The sequence below is a fragment of the Geomonas oryzae genome (genome assembly GCF_004117875.1).
Classification (GTDB): Bacteria; Desulfobacterota; Desulfuromonadia; order Geobacterales; family Geobacteraceae; genus Geomonas; species Geomonas oryzae.
Map to the genome: position 1 here is coordinate 485,617 of NZ_RAHW01000002.1, position 16,016 is coordinate 501,632.

Here is a 16,016-nt window from a genome sequence, read left to right on the forward strand (position 1 = left end):
AGCTACAGTACGTCAACAGAGTCTAGTAGTCACTATACCTTTGTCAAGACAGTGACATTGAATATTCCCTCCCCGGCACAGGTTGTACCGGGGAGGGATTATGAACTAGAAGCTGTAGTTAACGAGGGCTTTCATGTCCCAGAGGTTGTCGGAGCCTTTAGCGAAGTAATCACCCACGACGAGATAGCCACCGCGTGCACCCAGGGTGACGTTCGGGGAGACCTTGTAGTAGCACTCGGCGTTGAACTCGGTACCGAGGTAGTTGCTGTCGCCTGCATGCCTTGCAACGCCGGTGTCCTTAGCGGTAGCGGCGAAACCGACGTTAGCTGCTGCGGAGACCTTTTCGCTGAAGTCGTAGTCGTAACCGAGGGTGCCCATGATTACGCCTTCGTTGTTGTTGTTCACGTCGTAGATCAGGGCGTTGTCGATGGTGGTCGCCCACTTGTCACGGCCGAGCATGATCATCTCGGAGTCGTAGAACTGGCCGCCCTCGGTAGCAAAGTCCCCACCGTTGGTGGCTACGTAGAAGGCATCCTTGCCGCCGGAAACGTAGAGGAAGTTGGTGCGAGCGGTACCGCCGGCGAGAGCCATTTTAGCGCCCAGGTTGAAGGCATAACCTTTTGCGTCCATGTCAGCAGTGAGGTCGCCGAACTGCTTGGCAGCGAAGCCGCTGAGAGAAACCGGGCCGATCACACCTTCAGCATTGATCCCAAGGGTATGAACCTTGGTGTCGTTTTTGGTGGTCACAGTAGACGCGGGGACGAAGTTGGCGTTGTCGAGGAAAATCGGGTTGCCGTTGGCATCGACACCGGCAACATCGCCAGTGGCGTCGATGGTGGTGGAGTTGGTGCGGTTGTCCTTGATGAAGTAGTAAGCGGCACCGACCTTGAAGTTTTTGCTGACGCTGTACTTGGCGTCGAGGGAGACCATGTCCTCGGTGTTGTCGCCAAGAACGTTGCCTTTATCGTTGAAACGGAAGAAACCGGCAGACACGCTCGCGTTGGAGTAGTCATGCGAAACAAGGATACCAGCCATGTCGGCATCGAACAGAATGCCTTTGAGGGAGTCGGTGTTCGGCATCATACCGATTTTGGCGTTGATGGAGGGGTAGTTCAGGTCCAGATAGATGTTCTTGGTCTCCATGTTGACGGTGTCGGCACCAAGGGCGCCGCCGCCGCCGCGCGCGTTCACGTAGGAGCTGTTGCCCCAGTAGTTGTAGTCGAACTCGAACTTGGTAACCAGTTTGACATGGTCGTCGGCTTTCGCGGTGTAACCCAGACGCATGCGCTGAACGAAAAAGTTTGCGGTATCAGAGTTTTTTTCTACGACCCCGGTGCTGGCAAAGTTGCCGGTGTCGAAGAAGGTGGTGAACGAGCCGGTGAACTGGTTCTCCAGAGCGAGAGCCGGGACTGCGGATGCTGCGGTGAGAGCTGCTGCTACTGCAACTACAAGCTTCTTGTTCTTCATTACTGCCTCCTCGTTGTTTTAGTGAATTGCAATTCCAGCTTGTGAAACGGTGCTACGGTAAGTCAGAAAAAGACCTATCACCCCTTTCCTGTTGCTGAAGTAAATTACACCGGATACAAAAACTGGCCCCTACTGACGCAGGGGCCAGCGAAATTACAATATCTGGCTCAGGAACAACTTGGCGCGCTCGTGCGTTGGCTGCGTGAAGAAGTGCTCTGGCGTCCCCTCCTCCACGATGCGACCGGCGTCCATGAAAATGACGCGGTCCGCCACTTCGCGCGCGAAACCCATCTCGTGCGTCACAACGGCCATGGTCATGCCTTCTTTAGCAAGATCCTTCATGACGTCGAGAACCTCACCGATCATCTCCGGGTCGAGCGCAGAAGTCGGCTCGTCGAAGAGCATCAGTTTCGGCTCCATGGCGAGCGAACGCGCGATAGCAACACGCTGCTGCTGACCGCCCGAGAGCTTGCCCGGGTAGGACTTCGCCTTGGAAGCAAGGCCCACGCGCTCGAGAAGCGCCATCGCCTTCTCCTCCGCCTCATGCCTGGAGCGCTTGCGCACCACGATCTGGGCGAGGGTCAGGTTGTCGAGCACGGTCTTGTGCGGGAACAGGTTGAAGGACTGGAAAACCATCCCCACCTCTTCACGCACCTTGGTGATGTCCGTCTTCGGGTCGTAGAGATCCATGCCGTCGACGACGATGGTGCCGCGGTCGATTTCCTCGAGACGGTTGATGGAACGAAGCAGCGTGGACTTCCCGGACCCGGAAGGGCCGATGATGACCACCTTTTCGCCGTCGTACACATCCAGGGAGACCCGGTCAAGGGCGCGGAACGACCCGTAGACCTTGATGATCTCCTTTGCCTCTACCATTTTCCTGCGGTTATTTGTTGACACTGACACGCTCCTCCATAACGCCGATGATCTTCGAGAAGAACAAGGTGATGATCAGGTAAATCAGCGCGATGACCGTGTAGGTCTCGAAATAGGTGAAGGATTCGGAGGCGTACTCGCGGCCCCGACGCAAAAGGTCGGCAACTGCGATGATGGAGACGAGCGAAGAGTCCTTCAAGAGTGCGATGAACTCGTTGCCCACCGGCGGCAGGATGACCTTGACCGCCTGCGGCAGAATGACATGGATCATGGCCTGACGGCCGTTCATCCCCAGGGAAAGGGCCGCCTCGCGCTGCCCCTTGGCGATCGACTCGATCCCCGCACGGACCACCTCGCCCATATACGCGCCATAGCAAACGGCCATGGCGATAATGGCGGAAAGGATGGCGGGGACCTTCACGATATTGCCTAGTGCATAGTAGATATAGAAGATCTGCACCAAAAGCGGGATCCCGCGGATGATCTCGACATAGAGGGAAGCGATGCCGTTGAAGAAGCGGTTCTTGGAGATCCGGCCCAAACCGGTGATGAGGCCGATGACGATGGCCAGAAGGATCGCCCCGAGGGTCACCTTGAAGGTAACTGCGATGCCGTCGGGAACGAACTTGAGAATCTCGAGGTACGGGTCGGGTTTTGTGTAAGCGAGGTAAGAGATGGTGCCGATGGCGCCAAAGAACGCGATGCGCCACGCGGTGAAGAGGCCGCGGTCGCTCTTACGGGGGATGGCCGCGCCGTCCCCTACATCAATGATCTGCTTCTTTGCTTCAATACTCATGCTTTCTTCTGACCGTCCTGCGCCGGCATATCTTGTCGGCTTGTGTATTTGCTGCTAAGACCCTGCCTACCATTAATCGAAGAAAGCTCCTGCGGAAGCGGCCCAGCCGTGGGCCATTCATTCCGCAGGAGCTTTTGAGGTGTTACTTAAGCTGCCACTTCTTCTTGAGCTGTGCGTCGATTTTCTTCTTCTGGACGGCTGCGATGCCCTTGTTGAGCTGTGCGACCAGTTCCTTGTTGCCTTTCTTCACGACGATACCGTAGGCTTCCTTGGTGAAGGACTTGCCGACGATCTTGAACTTGCTGCTGTACTCTTTCTTCTGCAGCGCGTAGGTGATGGCGGTCGGCTCGTCGCAGACGACACCGGCGATGCGGCCGGCAGCCATGTCCTCAAAAGCCAGGCCGACTTCGTCGTAGGTCTTAAGCTCCACGCCGGCGACCTTCTTGATCTCCATTGCGCCGGTGGTGCCGATCTGGGCGCCGAGCTTCTTGCCCTTCAGGTCAGCGATCTTGGTCCCCTTCTCAGCCTTGGGAACAACGAGGATCTGACCGATCTGTACGTAAGGAATGGTGAAATCGTACTTCGCCTGACGCTCCGGGGTGATGGTGACCGAAGAGATGATGGCGTCGTACTGACCGGCTTCAACACCGGCGAAGATGCCGTCCCAAGCGGTGTTCTTTACGGTAACCTGGAGACCGGCCTCTTTGGCGACGGCGTTGATGAAGTCGATGTCGAAACCAACGACCTTCTTGTTGGCATCAACAAACTCCATCGGCGGCCAGGTCGCGTCGGACGCGACGGTGATCGCCTTCTTGGGAGCGGCGAATGCCGCGGACACAACGCAGAGCCCGAGAGCCAGTACTGCAGTCATAATACGAAGTGATTTCATGTTTCCTCCTTAATCTGGTTTAATATTAGGCGGAGTACACCATTCAGCTTTATCGCCGCATACTTTTAAAGGTATTCCACCCTCTTGTCAACCACTTATTAATTAGGGATTGCGCTGGTTTTAAGCTCATGTTAACTTGTCATACCACAATTAAGTGAATTCAAGGTTTTATGGGGTCAAAATTACTTTGGGATCTGTGAAAAAAATTCGGGCCGGTATACTTCTTTTGATAACGACGTTCTTCTGGGGCGTCACCTTCACTGTGGTGAAGGACGCGATCAGTCAGGTTGACGTATTCGTTTTTCTGGCTCAGCGTTTCCTTTTTGCGACGGCGATCATGCTTCCTCTTGCCTTGTTTCGGGTCAATAAGATCAACTCCAGAACCCTTAGCCATGGCGCCATACTTGGAGTCCTGCTGTTTGCTTCTTACGCCTTCCAGACCGTGGCCCTGAAGTACACCAGTGCATCGAATACCGGCTTTCTTACCGGACTAAGCGTCTTACTCGTGCCGATTTTCGGCGCAGCGATTTTCAGGCATTCCATCGACAGCGGCATCAGATGGGGTGTCGGTCTCGCCACGCCCGGCCTTTTCCTTCTCTGCACCGACGGCAGCCTCAGCTTCAACCGGGGTGACGTCCTAGGCGCCATATGCGGCGCCTGCGTCGCGCTGCACCTGCTTTACACGAGCCACTTCGCCCGGCATGCCGGTAACGACGTCTACCTTCTCACCACCTTGCAGCTCACCGTGGTCGGTCTGCTGAGTCTGGCCTCCGCGTCCTTTCGCGGCCAAGAGGTCTTCATCTGGCACCCGGAACTCCTCTGGACCCTGGTGGTCTGCGTTCTGATCGCCACCATCTTTGCCTTTCTGGTGCAGACCACCATGCAGAAGTTCATCAGCCCGGCCCACACCGCGCTCATCTTCTGCACCGAACCTGTCTTCGCCGCAGCCTACGCCTATTACGCCGCCGGGGAACGGCTCGGGATCTTCGGCATGATCGGAGCGGCCCTCATCCTTGCCGGGATGATCGTTTCGGAACTGCTTCCTGACGGGACCCAGAGCGATGACGCCGTTACGGTTGCCGCAGAAGGGTGAACCGGCACTTGGCTGTTGACAGAGTTTCGCGGTTGTAATAATTCTTTCAATCCGGCCAGACTTTAATCACATGCACGAGCGGCTTTGCCGCGCAAGAAGGGGAAAACATGATCAACTCGGGAGATCACAGCGAGCTCAAGCATCATTTTGCCAGCGATAACTACGCAGGTATCTGCAGCGAAGCGTGGCAGGCGATGGCCGAGGCGAACAGCGGGCTCGCCAGCTCCTACGGGGACGACCGCTGGACCGCACAGGCGTGCGAGAAGATCCGTGAAGTGTTCGAGAAGGACTGCGAGGTCTTTTTCGTTTTCAACGGCACCGCGGCCAACTCTCTCGCCCTTGCCTCTTTGTGCCAGTCATACCACTCCATCGTCTGCCACGAGATGGCGCACATCGAAACCGACGAGTGCGGCGCCACCGAGTTCTTCTCGAACGGCACCAAGGTGCTGCTGGTTCCGGGCGAAAACGGCAAGATCAACCTTGATGCCGTCGAGCATACCATCACGAAACGGAGCGACATCCACTACCCGAAGGCCCGTGCCCTGAGCATCACCCAGGCGACCGAGCTCGGGACGCTCTATTCTCTCGAGGAGCTGCAGGGGATCGGGGAGCTGGCCAAGAAGTACAACCTGAGAGTGCATATGGACGGCGCACGGTTCGCGAACGCCGTGGCGTCCATGAACGTCGCCCCCAAGGAGATCAGCTGGCAGGCAGGGGTCGACGTCCTTACCTTCGGGGGGACCAAGAACGGCTTCGCCGTGGGTGAAGCGGTGGTCTTCTTCAACAAGGAACTCGCCCACGAATTCGATTACCGCTGCAAGCAGGCCGGGCAACTCGCCTCGAAGATGCGCTTTCTCACCGCCCCCTGGATCGGCATGCTCGACAGCGGAGCGTGGCTCAGGAACGCGGCCCACGCCAACAGCTGTGCGAGGCTCCTCGCCAACGAGATCAAGAAGATCCCCCAGGTGCGTATCATGTTCGAAAGCCAGGCCAACTCGGTGTTTCTGGAAATGGCACCGGAAGCGTTGGAAGCCCTGCGCGCCAAGGGTTGGCACTTCTACACCTTCATAGGCTCCGGTGGCGCCCGGTTCATGTGCTCCTGGGACACCAAGGTCGAAGAAGTCGCCCGGCTCGTCGCCGACATCAAGGCCTCGGTCGCCTGATCCTCCATAAAGCCAGAAGGGACGCCGTTTGTTTCGGCGTCCCTTCTTTTGTTCATACACCCCGCAGCGCTTTCCCCTTCATACCGCCCCCTAGCTTAGAAAGAACATCTGCAAAACTGGGACATTTAAGGACGAATCTGTCGAGTTTTGGAAAAAGTTGTCAGATTAGAGCCCAAATCTATCAACTTTTTGGAAAACTCGTCAGATTAGAGCACAAATCTGTCAACTTTTTGGAAAACTCGTCAGATTAGAGCCCGAATCTGTCAGCTTTTTAAAAAACTCGTCAGATTAGAGCCCAAATCTATCAGCTTTTCGAAAAAGTCGTCACATTTCGGTCAAAGCCTATCGTCATCTCAGGGGGCACCGAGTCGAGAGGGAGAGGTACCAGAAAACTAGCTCAACTATCCCCCTGCTCAAAATCCAACTGGTGCGCTCTGGTGAAGTAGCGCCGGTAGCCCTGCAGGACTATAAGGTAGGCGGTTATGGCCACGGCTCCGGTGATGGCGCACATGATCGCAACCTGGTAACGCACCGCCACCATCGGTTCCGTCCCGGAGAGGATCTGCCCTGTCATCATTCCCGGCAGCGAGACGATTCCCATCGCTGCCATGGTGTTGACCGTGGGCATGATAGCCGCCTTGAAGGCGTTTCTAAGCGCAGGCTTCGACGACTGGCGTGCGCTCGCCCCCAGACAGAGGGCGGTCTCGATCTCCTCGCGTCGCTCCCGCATCTCGGCCCCGAGACGCTCCGCCGCGAGGCTCGCCCCGTTCATAGAATTGCCGATAATCATCCCGGCCAGCGGGATAAGGTAGCGCGGGTCGTACCAGGGCGAGTAATGCACCACGAGGGTGCAAAACAGAAAGGTGACGCTGCCGCAGCCGATGAGGAGCGAGACGCCGACCACGCGGTAAAAACGCGGCACCTTCGTTTTGATGCGGCCGCCTATCACCTGCAGGGAGAAGACTCCCATCAGAAGCAGTATGGCGAGAACCGGCAACGGACTCTTCACCGCGAAAATGAAATGCAGCAGATAGCCAACGGCAAGAAGCTGAAAGACCATGCGCAAGGAAGCCCACAGCATCTGCCCTTCCTGCCCTATCCTCTTCAACCGGGCGAGCACCACCGCAACGATGACCAAGCCGTAAGCCGCGAGCAAGTCCAGCAGGCTTAAATTCACCAGTCCCTGATTGTCCATTTACCCCTCCTGATCGAGCGGTTCAGAGAGAAAGGCCCTCAATGCCGCCGTATTCGGGTGAGCCAGGAGTTCGGCGGCCCTTCCCTCTTCAAGGATGCGCCCCGCCTCAAGGTAGAAACAGTAGTCGGCAACCTTTTGCGTCAGACGCAGATCATGCGTCACCATGATCATGGTGATGCTCTTCCCGTGGCTGATTTCTCGCAGGGTAGACGCCAGTTCGTCCGACGTTCTGCGATCGAGTGCACTCGTCGGCTCGTCCAAAAGAATAACTTGAGGTTTGGTGATCAAAGCCCGCGCAACCCCGACCCTTTGCTGCTGCCCAAGGCTCAAGGAACGGGCGTTTCGCTCCAGCAGTCCCGGGTCCAGCTTGGCGGACGACAACACATCCAGCACATCGGCGCTGCCAGCCTCGGGAGGAGTCGTCTGCCGATATTTGAAGGGCATCTGCAGGTTGTCCAGGACCGTCCCGTCGAACATGAAAGGCTTCTGCGGCACGAGAGCAACCAGGCGCCTAAGTTCAAGGGGGTCAAGCGTCGCTATATCCTTTCCGTCAAGTTCGATGCGCCCTTCACCGGGCTCGGTCAGGCGGTTGATCAGGCGGATGAGGGTACTCTTGCCGCCACCGGAAGGGCCGATGATGGCGGTGATTTGGCCGGGCTTCGCGCAAAAGGAAACGGAATCGAGCAACCGCACGCGTCCACCATCGGACCGCCGCCCGAAATACGACACATTTGTCAGTTGAATCGAACAAACGGGGAAACTGTCCACAGCTTTCTCCTTCCTTACAGAAAAAGCACGGAGTGCGGCGCACCGTGCTTTTCAAACCTCATCGTCAATGTCATCTCTCGGTGAGACTACCCGATAGAAGCGAGTTCCAGCCTGCCGCCCCAGCGCAGCATCAACTCTCCACGCAGCCTTTCGTGCCCCGGCATGCTCAGTTCCGGATCGTGTTCCACCAGCGCGAAGGCTTCCTTTCTCGCCTGTTCGAGGACACCGCCGTCACGCAGGATATCCGCCACGCGCAACTCGGGAAGCCCCGCCTGACGCGTTCCAAGGAAATCTCCCGGCCCCCGGATCTGCAGGTCCGCCTCGGCGATGACGAAACCGTCGGAACTCTTCACCATCACCTCGAGCCTCTTCTGCCCATCTTCGGAGAGCCTGTCCCCGGCGAGCAGGATGCAGCGCGAGCGCTCGCTGCCGCGCCCTACCCTGCCGCGCAGCTGATGCAGTTGCGACAGGCCGAAACGCTCGGCGTGCTCGATCACCATCACCGTCGCGTTCGGGACGTCGATCCCTACCTCGATGACCGTGGTGGAGACGAGGATGTCGGTCTCCCCCGCCTTGAATCCCTTCATCACCGCTTCCTTCTCGGCGGCGCTCATCCTTCCGTGCAGGACGGCCACACGCAGGTCAGGAAAAACCTCCTGCGCGAGATGCTCGGCCATCTGCACCGCGGCCTTCAGGTCGATCTTTTCCGACTCCTCGACGAGGGGGTAGATGACGTAGGCCTGCCTACCCTTTTGCACCTCCTCACGTACCAGCGAGTAGACCTCGCGCCGGCGCGATTCGCGCACCATCCGGGTCTCGATCGGGGTCCTGCCCGGCGGGAGTTCGTCGATGACGGAGAGGGAGAGATCGCCGAAAACGGTCATGGAGAGGGTGCGCGGGATGGGGGTCGCGGTCATGACGAGGATGTCGGGGTTGCCACCCTTCTTCTTCAGGAGGGCGCGCTGCACCACGCCGAAGCGGTGCTGTTCGTCGATGACACCGAGCCCCAGCCGGTGAAACTCGACCTTGTCCTGGATCACGGCGTGCGTTCCGACCACGATGCGGGTCTCGCCGGAAGCGATCTTGTCCAGGGTGTCGCTCTTTCCCTTGATGCTGGCGGTCAGAAGTGCGACCGATATGCCTAGCTGCTCGCAGAAGCGGTGGATGTTCAGGTAGTGCTGCTCGGCCAGAAGCTCGGTCGGGGCCATGATGGCCACCTGGTACTCGTTCTCGACGCTGACGAGCGCGGCCATGAGCGCGACCAGCGTTTTGCCGCAGCCGACGTCCCCCTGCACCAGACGGTGCATCGGGTGCGGCGCCATCATGTCCTCCTTGATCTCGGAGAGGACGCGTTTCTGTGCGCCGGTCAGGCTGAAGGGAAGAAGCTTCAAAAGCTCCTTGGTGTAACGATGGGTCACCTTGAAGCTGATGCCGTCCTCAAGTGCGACACCGCGCTTTTTCATGGCGAGCCCAAGCTGCAGGAAGAAAAGCTCGTCGAAGGCGAGTGAGCGGTGCGCCCTGGAGCGTCCGCTGTTCATCTCGGTTATCGCGGCCGAGGGATCGGGCTGGTGCGCCTCACGAAGCGCCACGGGAAGGCTCAAAAGGTGATGCCGGTGCAGCAGCACCTCGGGGAGCGCCTCCTTCACGTAGCGGCTGTAGCGCGGCACCGCCTCGCGCATGATGCGGCGCATCACCTTCTGGCTCACCCCCTCGGTGAGCGGATAGACGGGGAGGATGCGGCCGAAATTCTCGGGGTCGCGCGCCATAACCTGCTCGATCCCCTCCCCCTCCCCGGCCCATTCCACCTCGGGGTGGTGCATCTCGCGCTGGAAACCGAACTGGTGCACGTCGCCGATGAAGATGCCGCGCCGGCCGGGGGTGAACTGCTTTTTCAGGAAGTTGGGCTGGAAATTGAACCACTTGAGCGGCATGCTGCCGGTCTCGTCCCTGACGATCGCCTCGAAGTAGCGCCTCCCCCCCTTGGTGACCTGCGCCTCGGCGGATACCACGGTCGCGAAGAATGCCTCGCTGTTTCCAGGGCGCAGTTCCGCGATCCGCTTCAACTGGCGGCGGTCCTCGTAGCGATGCGGCAGCAGGTAGAGGGCGTCCTCGACCGTCACGATCCCCTTCTTGGCGAAAAGGTCGGCGAGCTTCGGCCCAACCCCCTTGATGGCGGTCATCGGGGTCTTCAACTCTTCCGGTTGTGATACTGCTGCAGGAACGGTTTTCAACGACGTGGCAGGCGCAGCCGTGGAGGCGCTTGCCCTGGATTTTGCAGAGTCCTGGGCGGGAGCGTGCCTGGTAATGTGCAGGGCGCCGTCGACGATCTCGACGCTGACCCGGTCACCCGGACACAGCTTGAGGGAATTCCTGAGCTCTTCCGGAAGTTGGAGTGACCCGTCTGGCGCGAGTGTTATGATCGGCATGGGAGGAAAAGGAAAGCGCCCGGCGGTTGCTTCCGCCGGGCGCCGTTTTGTTAGGCGAAGATCTGGTTGAGGTCGTTGACGATGTCGTCCACGTTGATGCCGTGGGCCGCGCATCCCTGCTCCAGGGACTCGTTCTGAGCGCCCATGCAGCCGATGCAGCCGAGGTTGTATTTGGCAAGCACCTTGACGACGTCCGGGTGCATCCTCATAACTGCGGCAAAAGTCATGTCCTTGGTTACCTGAGCCATGTAAATCCTCCTGTTACGCGCGAAGCGTTTGGTTTGCGTTGCCGACGGGAGCGTCCCGCCCTTTTGGTCAAGCCGTCTGCCGCGCGACGCCACGCTGCGCAGCGCGAGACAGCCGGTCCATCTATTCGTAGCGGATCTCGATGATCTCGTATTCCTTCATGCCGGAGGGGACACTGACGCGGACGGTATCGTCCAGCTTGTGCCCGATGAGCGCCTTGCCTACCGGGGAGGTACAGGAGATCTTGCCCAGTTTGATGTCGGCCTCGTCCTCGCCGACGATCTTGTAGGTGATTTCCTCTTCGGTCGCGGTGTCGTACACGGTGACAGTCGCGCCGAATACCACCTTGTCCGGCTTCAGGTTGGAGAGGTCTACCACATAGGCCCTCGCCAGTTTGTCCTGCAGCTCAAGAATGCGCCCCTCGATGAAGCCCTGACGGTTCTTGGCCGCATCGTACTCCGCATTCTCGGAAAGGTCGCCGTGCGACCTCGCCTCGGCGATATCCTGGATCACCTTCGGGCGTTCTTCCTTAATAAGGCGTTTCAGGTCCTCTTGGAGGGCCTCGTAACTCTCCTTGGTCAATGGAACGGTCTGAGACATCGCTTCTGCTCCTTGATGAACTTATAGGGGGGCCTGGTGGCCCCCCCGTTGCACTGCTAGCTGGATTTGCAAAGGGAGCGTCAACTCGACGCTCCCCGGTCAGTTACTTCAAATAATCCTGAATAGATTTCACTTCCAGCTTGGACTGCGACATCGCGATGATGCCGTCCACCGCGGCCCGTGCCCCGGAGGCTGTCGTGTAGTAGGCGACGTTGTTGATCAGGGTGTTCCTGCGGATCGAGTAGGAATCGGCCACTGCCTGGGCACCGTGAGTGGTGTTGATGACCATGCAGATCTCGTTGTTCTTGATCATGTCGACTATGTGCGGACGACCTTCTACCACCTTGTTCACCACCTGGACCTTTACTCCCCTGTCCTGCAGGTAAGTCGCGGTACCGCGGGTGGCGACCAGATCGAAGCCCTGATCATACAGTCTTTTGGCTGCGGTGACAATATGTTTTTTGTCCGTGTCCTTCACTGATATGAACACTTTACCGGCCGCGGGAAGCTTCACGTTGGCCCCCATCTGCGCCTTGGCGAAGGCCTTGGCGAAAGTCTCGCCGATCCCCATGACCTCGCCGGTAGACTTCATCTCCGGCCCGAGGATGGTGTCGACGCCGGGGAACTTGGCGAAGGGGAAGACCGACTCTTTCACCGAGATGTGCTCGGGGATGATCTCGTCGGTGACACCCAGCTCCGTGAGGGTCTTGCCGGCCATGACGCGGGCGGCGATCTTCGCGAGCGGCCTGCCGGTCGCCTTGGAGACGAAGGGCGAGGTGCGGGAAGCACGCGGGTTGACCTCGATGATGTAGATGTCGTTGTCCTTCACGGCGTACTGGACGTTCATGAGCCCCTTGACGTTGAGTTCCAGCGCCATCACCTTGGTCTGGCGCCTGATCTCGTCAGCGATCTCCTGCGAGATGGAGTAAGGGGGGAGCGAGCAGGCCGAGTCGCCGGAATGAATGCCCGCCTCCTCGATGTGCTCCATGATGCCGCCGATCACGGCGATGTTGCCGTCGCAAAGCGCGTCGACGTCGATCTCGATCGCTTCGTCGAGGAACTTGTCGATGAGGATCGGGTGTTCAGGGGAGGCCTGCACCGCGGTGTGCATGTAGCGGCGCAGGTTGTCCACGTCGTAGACGATCTCCATGGCGCGGCCGCCCAGAACGTAAGAGGGACGCACCACCACCGGGTACCCGATGCGCTCGGCGACCGCCTCCGCCTCCTCGAAGGAGCGCGCGGTGCCGTTTTCCGGCTGACGCAGGTTCAGCTTCTGCAGCATCTCCTGGAAGCGCTCACGGTCCTCGGCGCGGTCGATGGCGTCCGGCGAGGTGCCGATGATGGGAACGCCCGCCTTCTCGAGCGCGACGGCGAGTTTCAGCGGGGTCTGCCCGCCGAACTGCACGATGACGCCCGTCGGCTTCTCGACGTCGACGATGTTGAGCACGTCCTCGTAAGTGAGCGGCTCGAAGTAGAGGCGGTCCGAGGTATCGTAGTCGGTCGAGACGGTCTCGGGGTTGCAGTTGACCATGATGGTCTCGTAGCCGTCCTCGGCGAGGGCGAAGACGCCGTGCACGCAGCAGTAGTCGAACTCGATCCCCTGGCCGATCCGGTTCGGTCCGCCGCCGAGGATGATGATCTTCTTACGGCTCGTTACATCGGCCTCGCACTCCTCCTCGTAGGTCGAGTAGAGATACGGGGTGTGGGCGACGAACTCTGCGGCGCAGGTGTCGACCCGCTTGAAGACCGGCTTCACGCCGAGGGAAAGACGGAGCTCACGCACCTCCCCTTCCGTCACCTTCCAGAGCTGGGCGAGGTACTTGTCCGAGAAGCCGTAGCGCTTGGCGTCCCAGATGGTGTCACGCAGCACGTCACCGGACTTGTCCTTGATGTCGGCCTGCTTCAGGCACTCCTCCATCTCGATGATCTGGCGGATGTTGTGCAGGAACCAGGGATCGATGGCGGTGAGGGCGTAGATCTCGTCCACGGTCATGCCGCAGCGGAAGGCGTCGCCGACATACCAGAGGCGGTCGCAGTTCGGCGTCCTCAGCTTGTCGTTCAGAAGGGTGCGCTCCTTTTCGGAAAGGGCACGGCGGGTGTCGCCGCCGACGCCGAAGAAGCGGGACTCGAAGCCGCAGGAGCCGATCTCCAGGGAGCGGAGCGCCTTCTGGAAGCTCTCCTTGAAGGTACGGCCGATGGACATGACCTCACCCACCGACTTCATCTGGGTGGTGAGGGTCGCGTCCGCCGCCGGGAACTTCTCGAAGGTGAAGCGCGGGATCTTGGTCACCACGTAGTCGATAGTCGGCTCGAAGCAGGCCGGGGTCTCCTTGGTGATGTCGTTGGTGATCTCGTCCAGGGTGTAGCCGACGGCAAGTTTGGCGGCGATCTTCGCGATCGGGAAGCCGGTTGCCTTGGATGCGAGCGCCGAGGAGCGGGAGACGCGCGGGTTCATCTCGATGACGATGAGGCGGCCGTTTTTCGGGTTGATGCCGAACTGGATGTTGGACCCGCCGGTGTCGACGCCGATCTCGCGGATGATCTTGAGCGAGGCGTCGCGCAGGATCTGGTATTCCTTGTCGGTGAGCGTCTGGGCCGGGGCCACGGTGATGGAGTCGCCGGTGTGCACGCCCATGGCGTCGAAGTTCTCGATGGAGCAGATGATGACGACGTTGTCCGCGGTGTCGCGCATGACCTCGAGTTCGTACTCCTTCCAACCGATCAGGGACTCCTCGACCAGGATCTCGTCGGTAGGCGAAGCCTCGATGCCCGCCATGGACATGCGCTCGTACTCTTCCATGTTGTAGGCGATGCCGCCACCGGTGCCGCCCAGGGTGAAGGAGGGGCGGATGATGGCCGGGAAGCCGACGTGCTTGATCACGTCCATCGACTCCTGGTAGTTGTGCGCGAGACCCGACCTCGGGATATCGAGGCCGATCCTCACCATCGCCTCCTTGAACAGGGTGCGGTCCTCGGCCTTTTTGATGGCCGGGAGTTTCGCGCCGATCAGCTCCACCCCGAACTTGTCGAGGGTGCCGTTCTCGGCCACCGCTACCGCCGTGTTTAGTGCGGTCTGCCCGCCGAGGGTCGGCAGCACCGCGTCCGGGCGCTCCTTCTCGATGATCCTTGCGAGGACCTCCGGGGTGACCGGCTCGATGTAGGTTGCGTCGGCGAAGTCCGGGTCGGTCATGATGGTCGCCGGGTTCGAGTTGAGGAGGACAACCTGGTACCCCTCTTCCTTGAGCGCCTTGCAGGCCTGGGTGCCGGAATAGTCGAACTCGCACGCCTGGCCGATGACGATCGGTCCCGCGCCGATGATGAGGATCTTCTTGATGTCTGTGCGTTTCGGCATGTAAATCTCCTATTGAATCTAGTTCTACGTTCTATGTTCTACGTTCTACGTTAAAAACCAAAATCTTTGCATTGCTTTTAACTTAGAACCTAGAACGTAGAACGTAGAACCTGCTTTTAAGGTTCTTCCTGTACCCACCCGTTTTCCAGCTCCAGCTCTTCCAGGGCGTCTACCGCCTCGGTGTACTCTTCGCCGGTGATCCTTCTCTCAATCCCAGGCGTCTGCGCGGCGGCGTGTGCCGGGAAGTACTGACTCATCAGGGCGATGTGGGTTTCGGTCCCTAAGTTCTCCGCGATCCACTCGAGCGTTTCAGGACTCCCCGCCTGCCCCTCCGGCAGCACCAGGTGTCGCACGATCAGGCCGCTTACCGCGATGCCGTCATCGTCACACTGAAGATGGCCAACCTGCCTCAGCATCTCCGGAAGCGCCCGCCGGTTCACCTCGGTGTAACCCTTGGCGCCGGAGAGCCTTACCGCCACCTCGTTCGAGCAGTACTTCATGTCAGGCAGGTAGATATCCACCACGCCGTCCAGAAGCTGAAGTGTCTCAAGACTCTCGTAACCGCTCGTGTTCCACACGATGGGAATCCTGAACCCCTTGCGGATGGCGAGGTAGAGGGCGGCCAGGATCTGCGGCGTGAAGTGGGTCGGCGTGACGAAGTTTATGTTGTGCACGCCCTTTTTCTGCAGCCCCACCATCTTGTCGGCCAGCTGCCCCGCGGTAAGGTCGGTCCCGTTTCTAAGCTGGCTGATCGGGAAGTTCTGGCAGAACTTGCAGTTCAGGGTGCAGCCCGAGAGAAAGATGGTGCCGGAGCCATTGGTCCCCGAGATGGGAGGCTCCTCCCCCCGGTGCACGTTCGCTGAGGCGATACGCACCTCTTTGCCGCTTTCGCAAAGCCCAACTTCCCCGGCCAGACGGTTCACTCCGCAGGCGTGCGGGCAGATGTCGCAGGCGGCGAGACGGCCGTAGGCGGCCTTTATGCGCCGCGCGAGTTCGCCGCTTTCGTATAGTTCCAGGTACTTCATGCCTGCTTTAAACAATGTACACCTTCGACCAACTCTTCAATCTCCCCCTCCCCTCGCTGGAGGGGCAGGGTAACGATTTTCCACTACATGACGTCAGCATTCCCTCTCCCTCCGGGAGAG

General features: G+C 59.3%; 13 protein-coding genes. 2 read left to right on the plus strand and 11 right to left on the minus strand.

Annotated features, from left to right (window positions below):
* Nucleotides 1-105: 105 nt before the first annotated feature.
* From D6Z24_RS06835 to D6Z24_RS06850, 4 genes are all read right to left on the minus strand, one after another.
* The gene (locus D6Z24_RS06835; protein WP_129125818.1) at nt 106-1,467 is read right to left on the minus strand and encodes an alginate export family protein; all 1,362 of its coding nucleotides are present in this window, start codon (nt 1,465-1,467) and stop codon (nt 106-108) included.
* A gap of 153 nt (nt 1,468-1,620) precedes the next feature.
* The gene (locus tag D6Z24_RS06840) at nt 1,621-2,367 is read right to left on the minus strand and encodes an amino acid ABC transporter ATP-binding protein (protein WP_162604569.1); all 747 of its coding nucleotides are present in this window, start codon (nt 2,365-2,367) and stop codon (nt 1,621-1,623) included.
* A complete protein-coding gene (locus tag D6Z24_RS06845) occupies nt 2,354-3,139 on the minus strand; it encodes an amino acid ABC transporter permease (protein WP_129125819.1) in 786 nt (261 codons plus the stop codon). The genes D6Z24_RS06840 and D6Z24_RS06845 overlap by 14 nt, the downstream gene beginning before the upstream one ends.
* Before the next feature lie 142 nt (nt 3,140-3,281).
* Nucleotides 3,282-4,028, minus strand: a complete 747-nt coding sequence (locus tag D6Z24_RS06850) for a basic amino acid ABC transporter substrate-binding protein (protein ID WP_129125820.1) — start codon at nt 4,026-4,028, stop codon at nt 3,282-3,284.
* A gap of 226 nt (nt 4,029-4,254) precedes the next feature.
* Here D6Z24_RS06850 and D6Z24_RS06855 point away from each other — a divergent pair, with 226 nt between their 5' ends.
* Both D6Z24_RS06855 and D6Z24_RS06860 read left to right on the plus strand, forming a co-directional pair.
* On the plus strand, nt 4,255-5,121 hold the full coding sequence (locus D6Z24_RS06855) for a DMT family transporter (RefSeq protein WP_246014591.1): 867 nt from the start codon (nt 4,255-4,257) through the stop codon (nt 5,119-5,121).
* A 107-nt stretch (nt 5,122-5,228) separates the two neighbouring features.
* Nucleotides 5,229-6,284 carry a threonine aldolase family protein gene (locus D6Z24_RS06860; protein WP_129125822.1) on the plus strand — a complete coding sequence of 352 codons (1,056 nt, stop codon included), beginning with the start codon at nt 5,229-5,231 and terminating at the stop codon, nt 6,282-6,284.
* Nucleotides 6,285-6,681: 397 nt separating this feature from the next.
* Here the strand turns inward: D6Z24_RS06860 and D6Z24_RS06865 are convergent, their stop codons facing one another.
* The 7 genes from D6Z24_RS06865 to D6Z24_RS06895 form a co-directional block, all read right to left on the minus strand.
* On the minus strand, nt 6,682-7,479 hold the full coding sequence (locus tag D6Z24_RS06865; RefSeq protein WP_129125823.1) for an ABC transporter permease: 798 nt from the start codon (nt 7,477-7,479) through the stop codon (nt 6,682-6,684).
* On the minus strand, nt 7,480-8,247 hold the full coding sequence (locus D6Z24_RS06870; protein WP_129125824.1) for an ABC transporter ATP-binding protein: 768 nt from the start codon (nt 8,245-8,247) through the stop codon (nt 7,480-7,482). It lies immediately after the preceding gene.
* A gap of 86 nt (nt 8,248-8,333) precedes the next feature.
* Nucleotides 8,334-10,673: an ATP-dependent DNA helicase RecG gene (gene recG, locus D6Z24_RS06875; protein ID WP_129125825.1), complete on the minus strand. Its 2,340-nt coding sequence runs from the start codon at nt 10,671-10,673 to the stop codon at nt 8,334-8,336.
* Nucleotides 10,674-10,723: 50 nt separating this feature from the next.
* Entirely contained in the window at nt 10,724-10,921 is a 198-nt protein-coding gene (locus D6Z24_RS06880; RefSeq protein ID WP_129125826.1) for a DUF1858 domain-containing protein, read from the minus strand.
* Nucleotides 10,922-11,042: 121 nt separating this feature from the next.
* Nucleotides 11,043-11,519 carry a transcription elongation factor GreA gene (gene greA, locus D6Z24_RS06885; RefSeq protein ID WP_129125827.1) on the minus strand — a complete coding sequence of 159 codons (477 nt, stop codon included), beginning with the start codon at nt 11,517-11,519 and terminating at the stop codon, nt 11,043-11,045.
* Nucleotides 11,520-11,622: 103 nt separating this feature from the next.
* Entirely contained in the window at nt 11,623-14,871 is a 3,249-nt protein-coding gene (gene carB, locus D6Z24_RS06890; protein WP_129125828.1) for a carbamoyl-phosphate synthase large subunit, read from the minus strand.
* A 116-nt stretch (nt 14,872-14,987) separates the two neighbouring features.
* On the minus strand, nt 14,988-15,896 hold the full coding sequence (locus D6Z24_RS06895) for a radical SAM protein (protein WP_129126097.1): 909 nt from the start codon (nt 15,894-15,896) through the stop codon (nt 14,988-14,990).
* Nucleotides 15,897-16,016 lie beyond the last annotated feature (120 nt).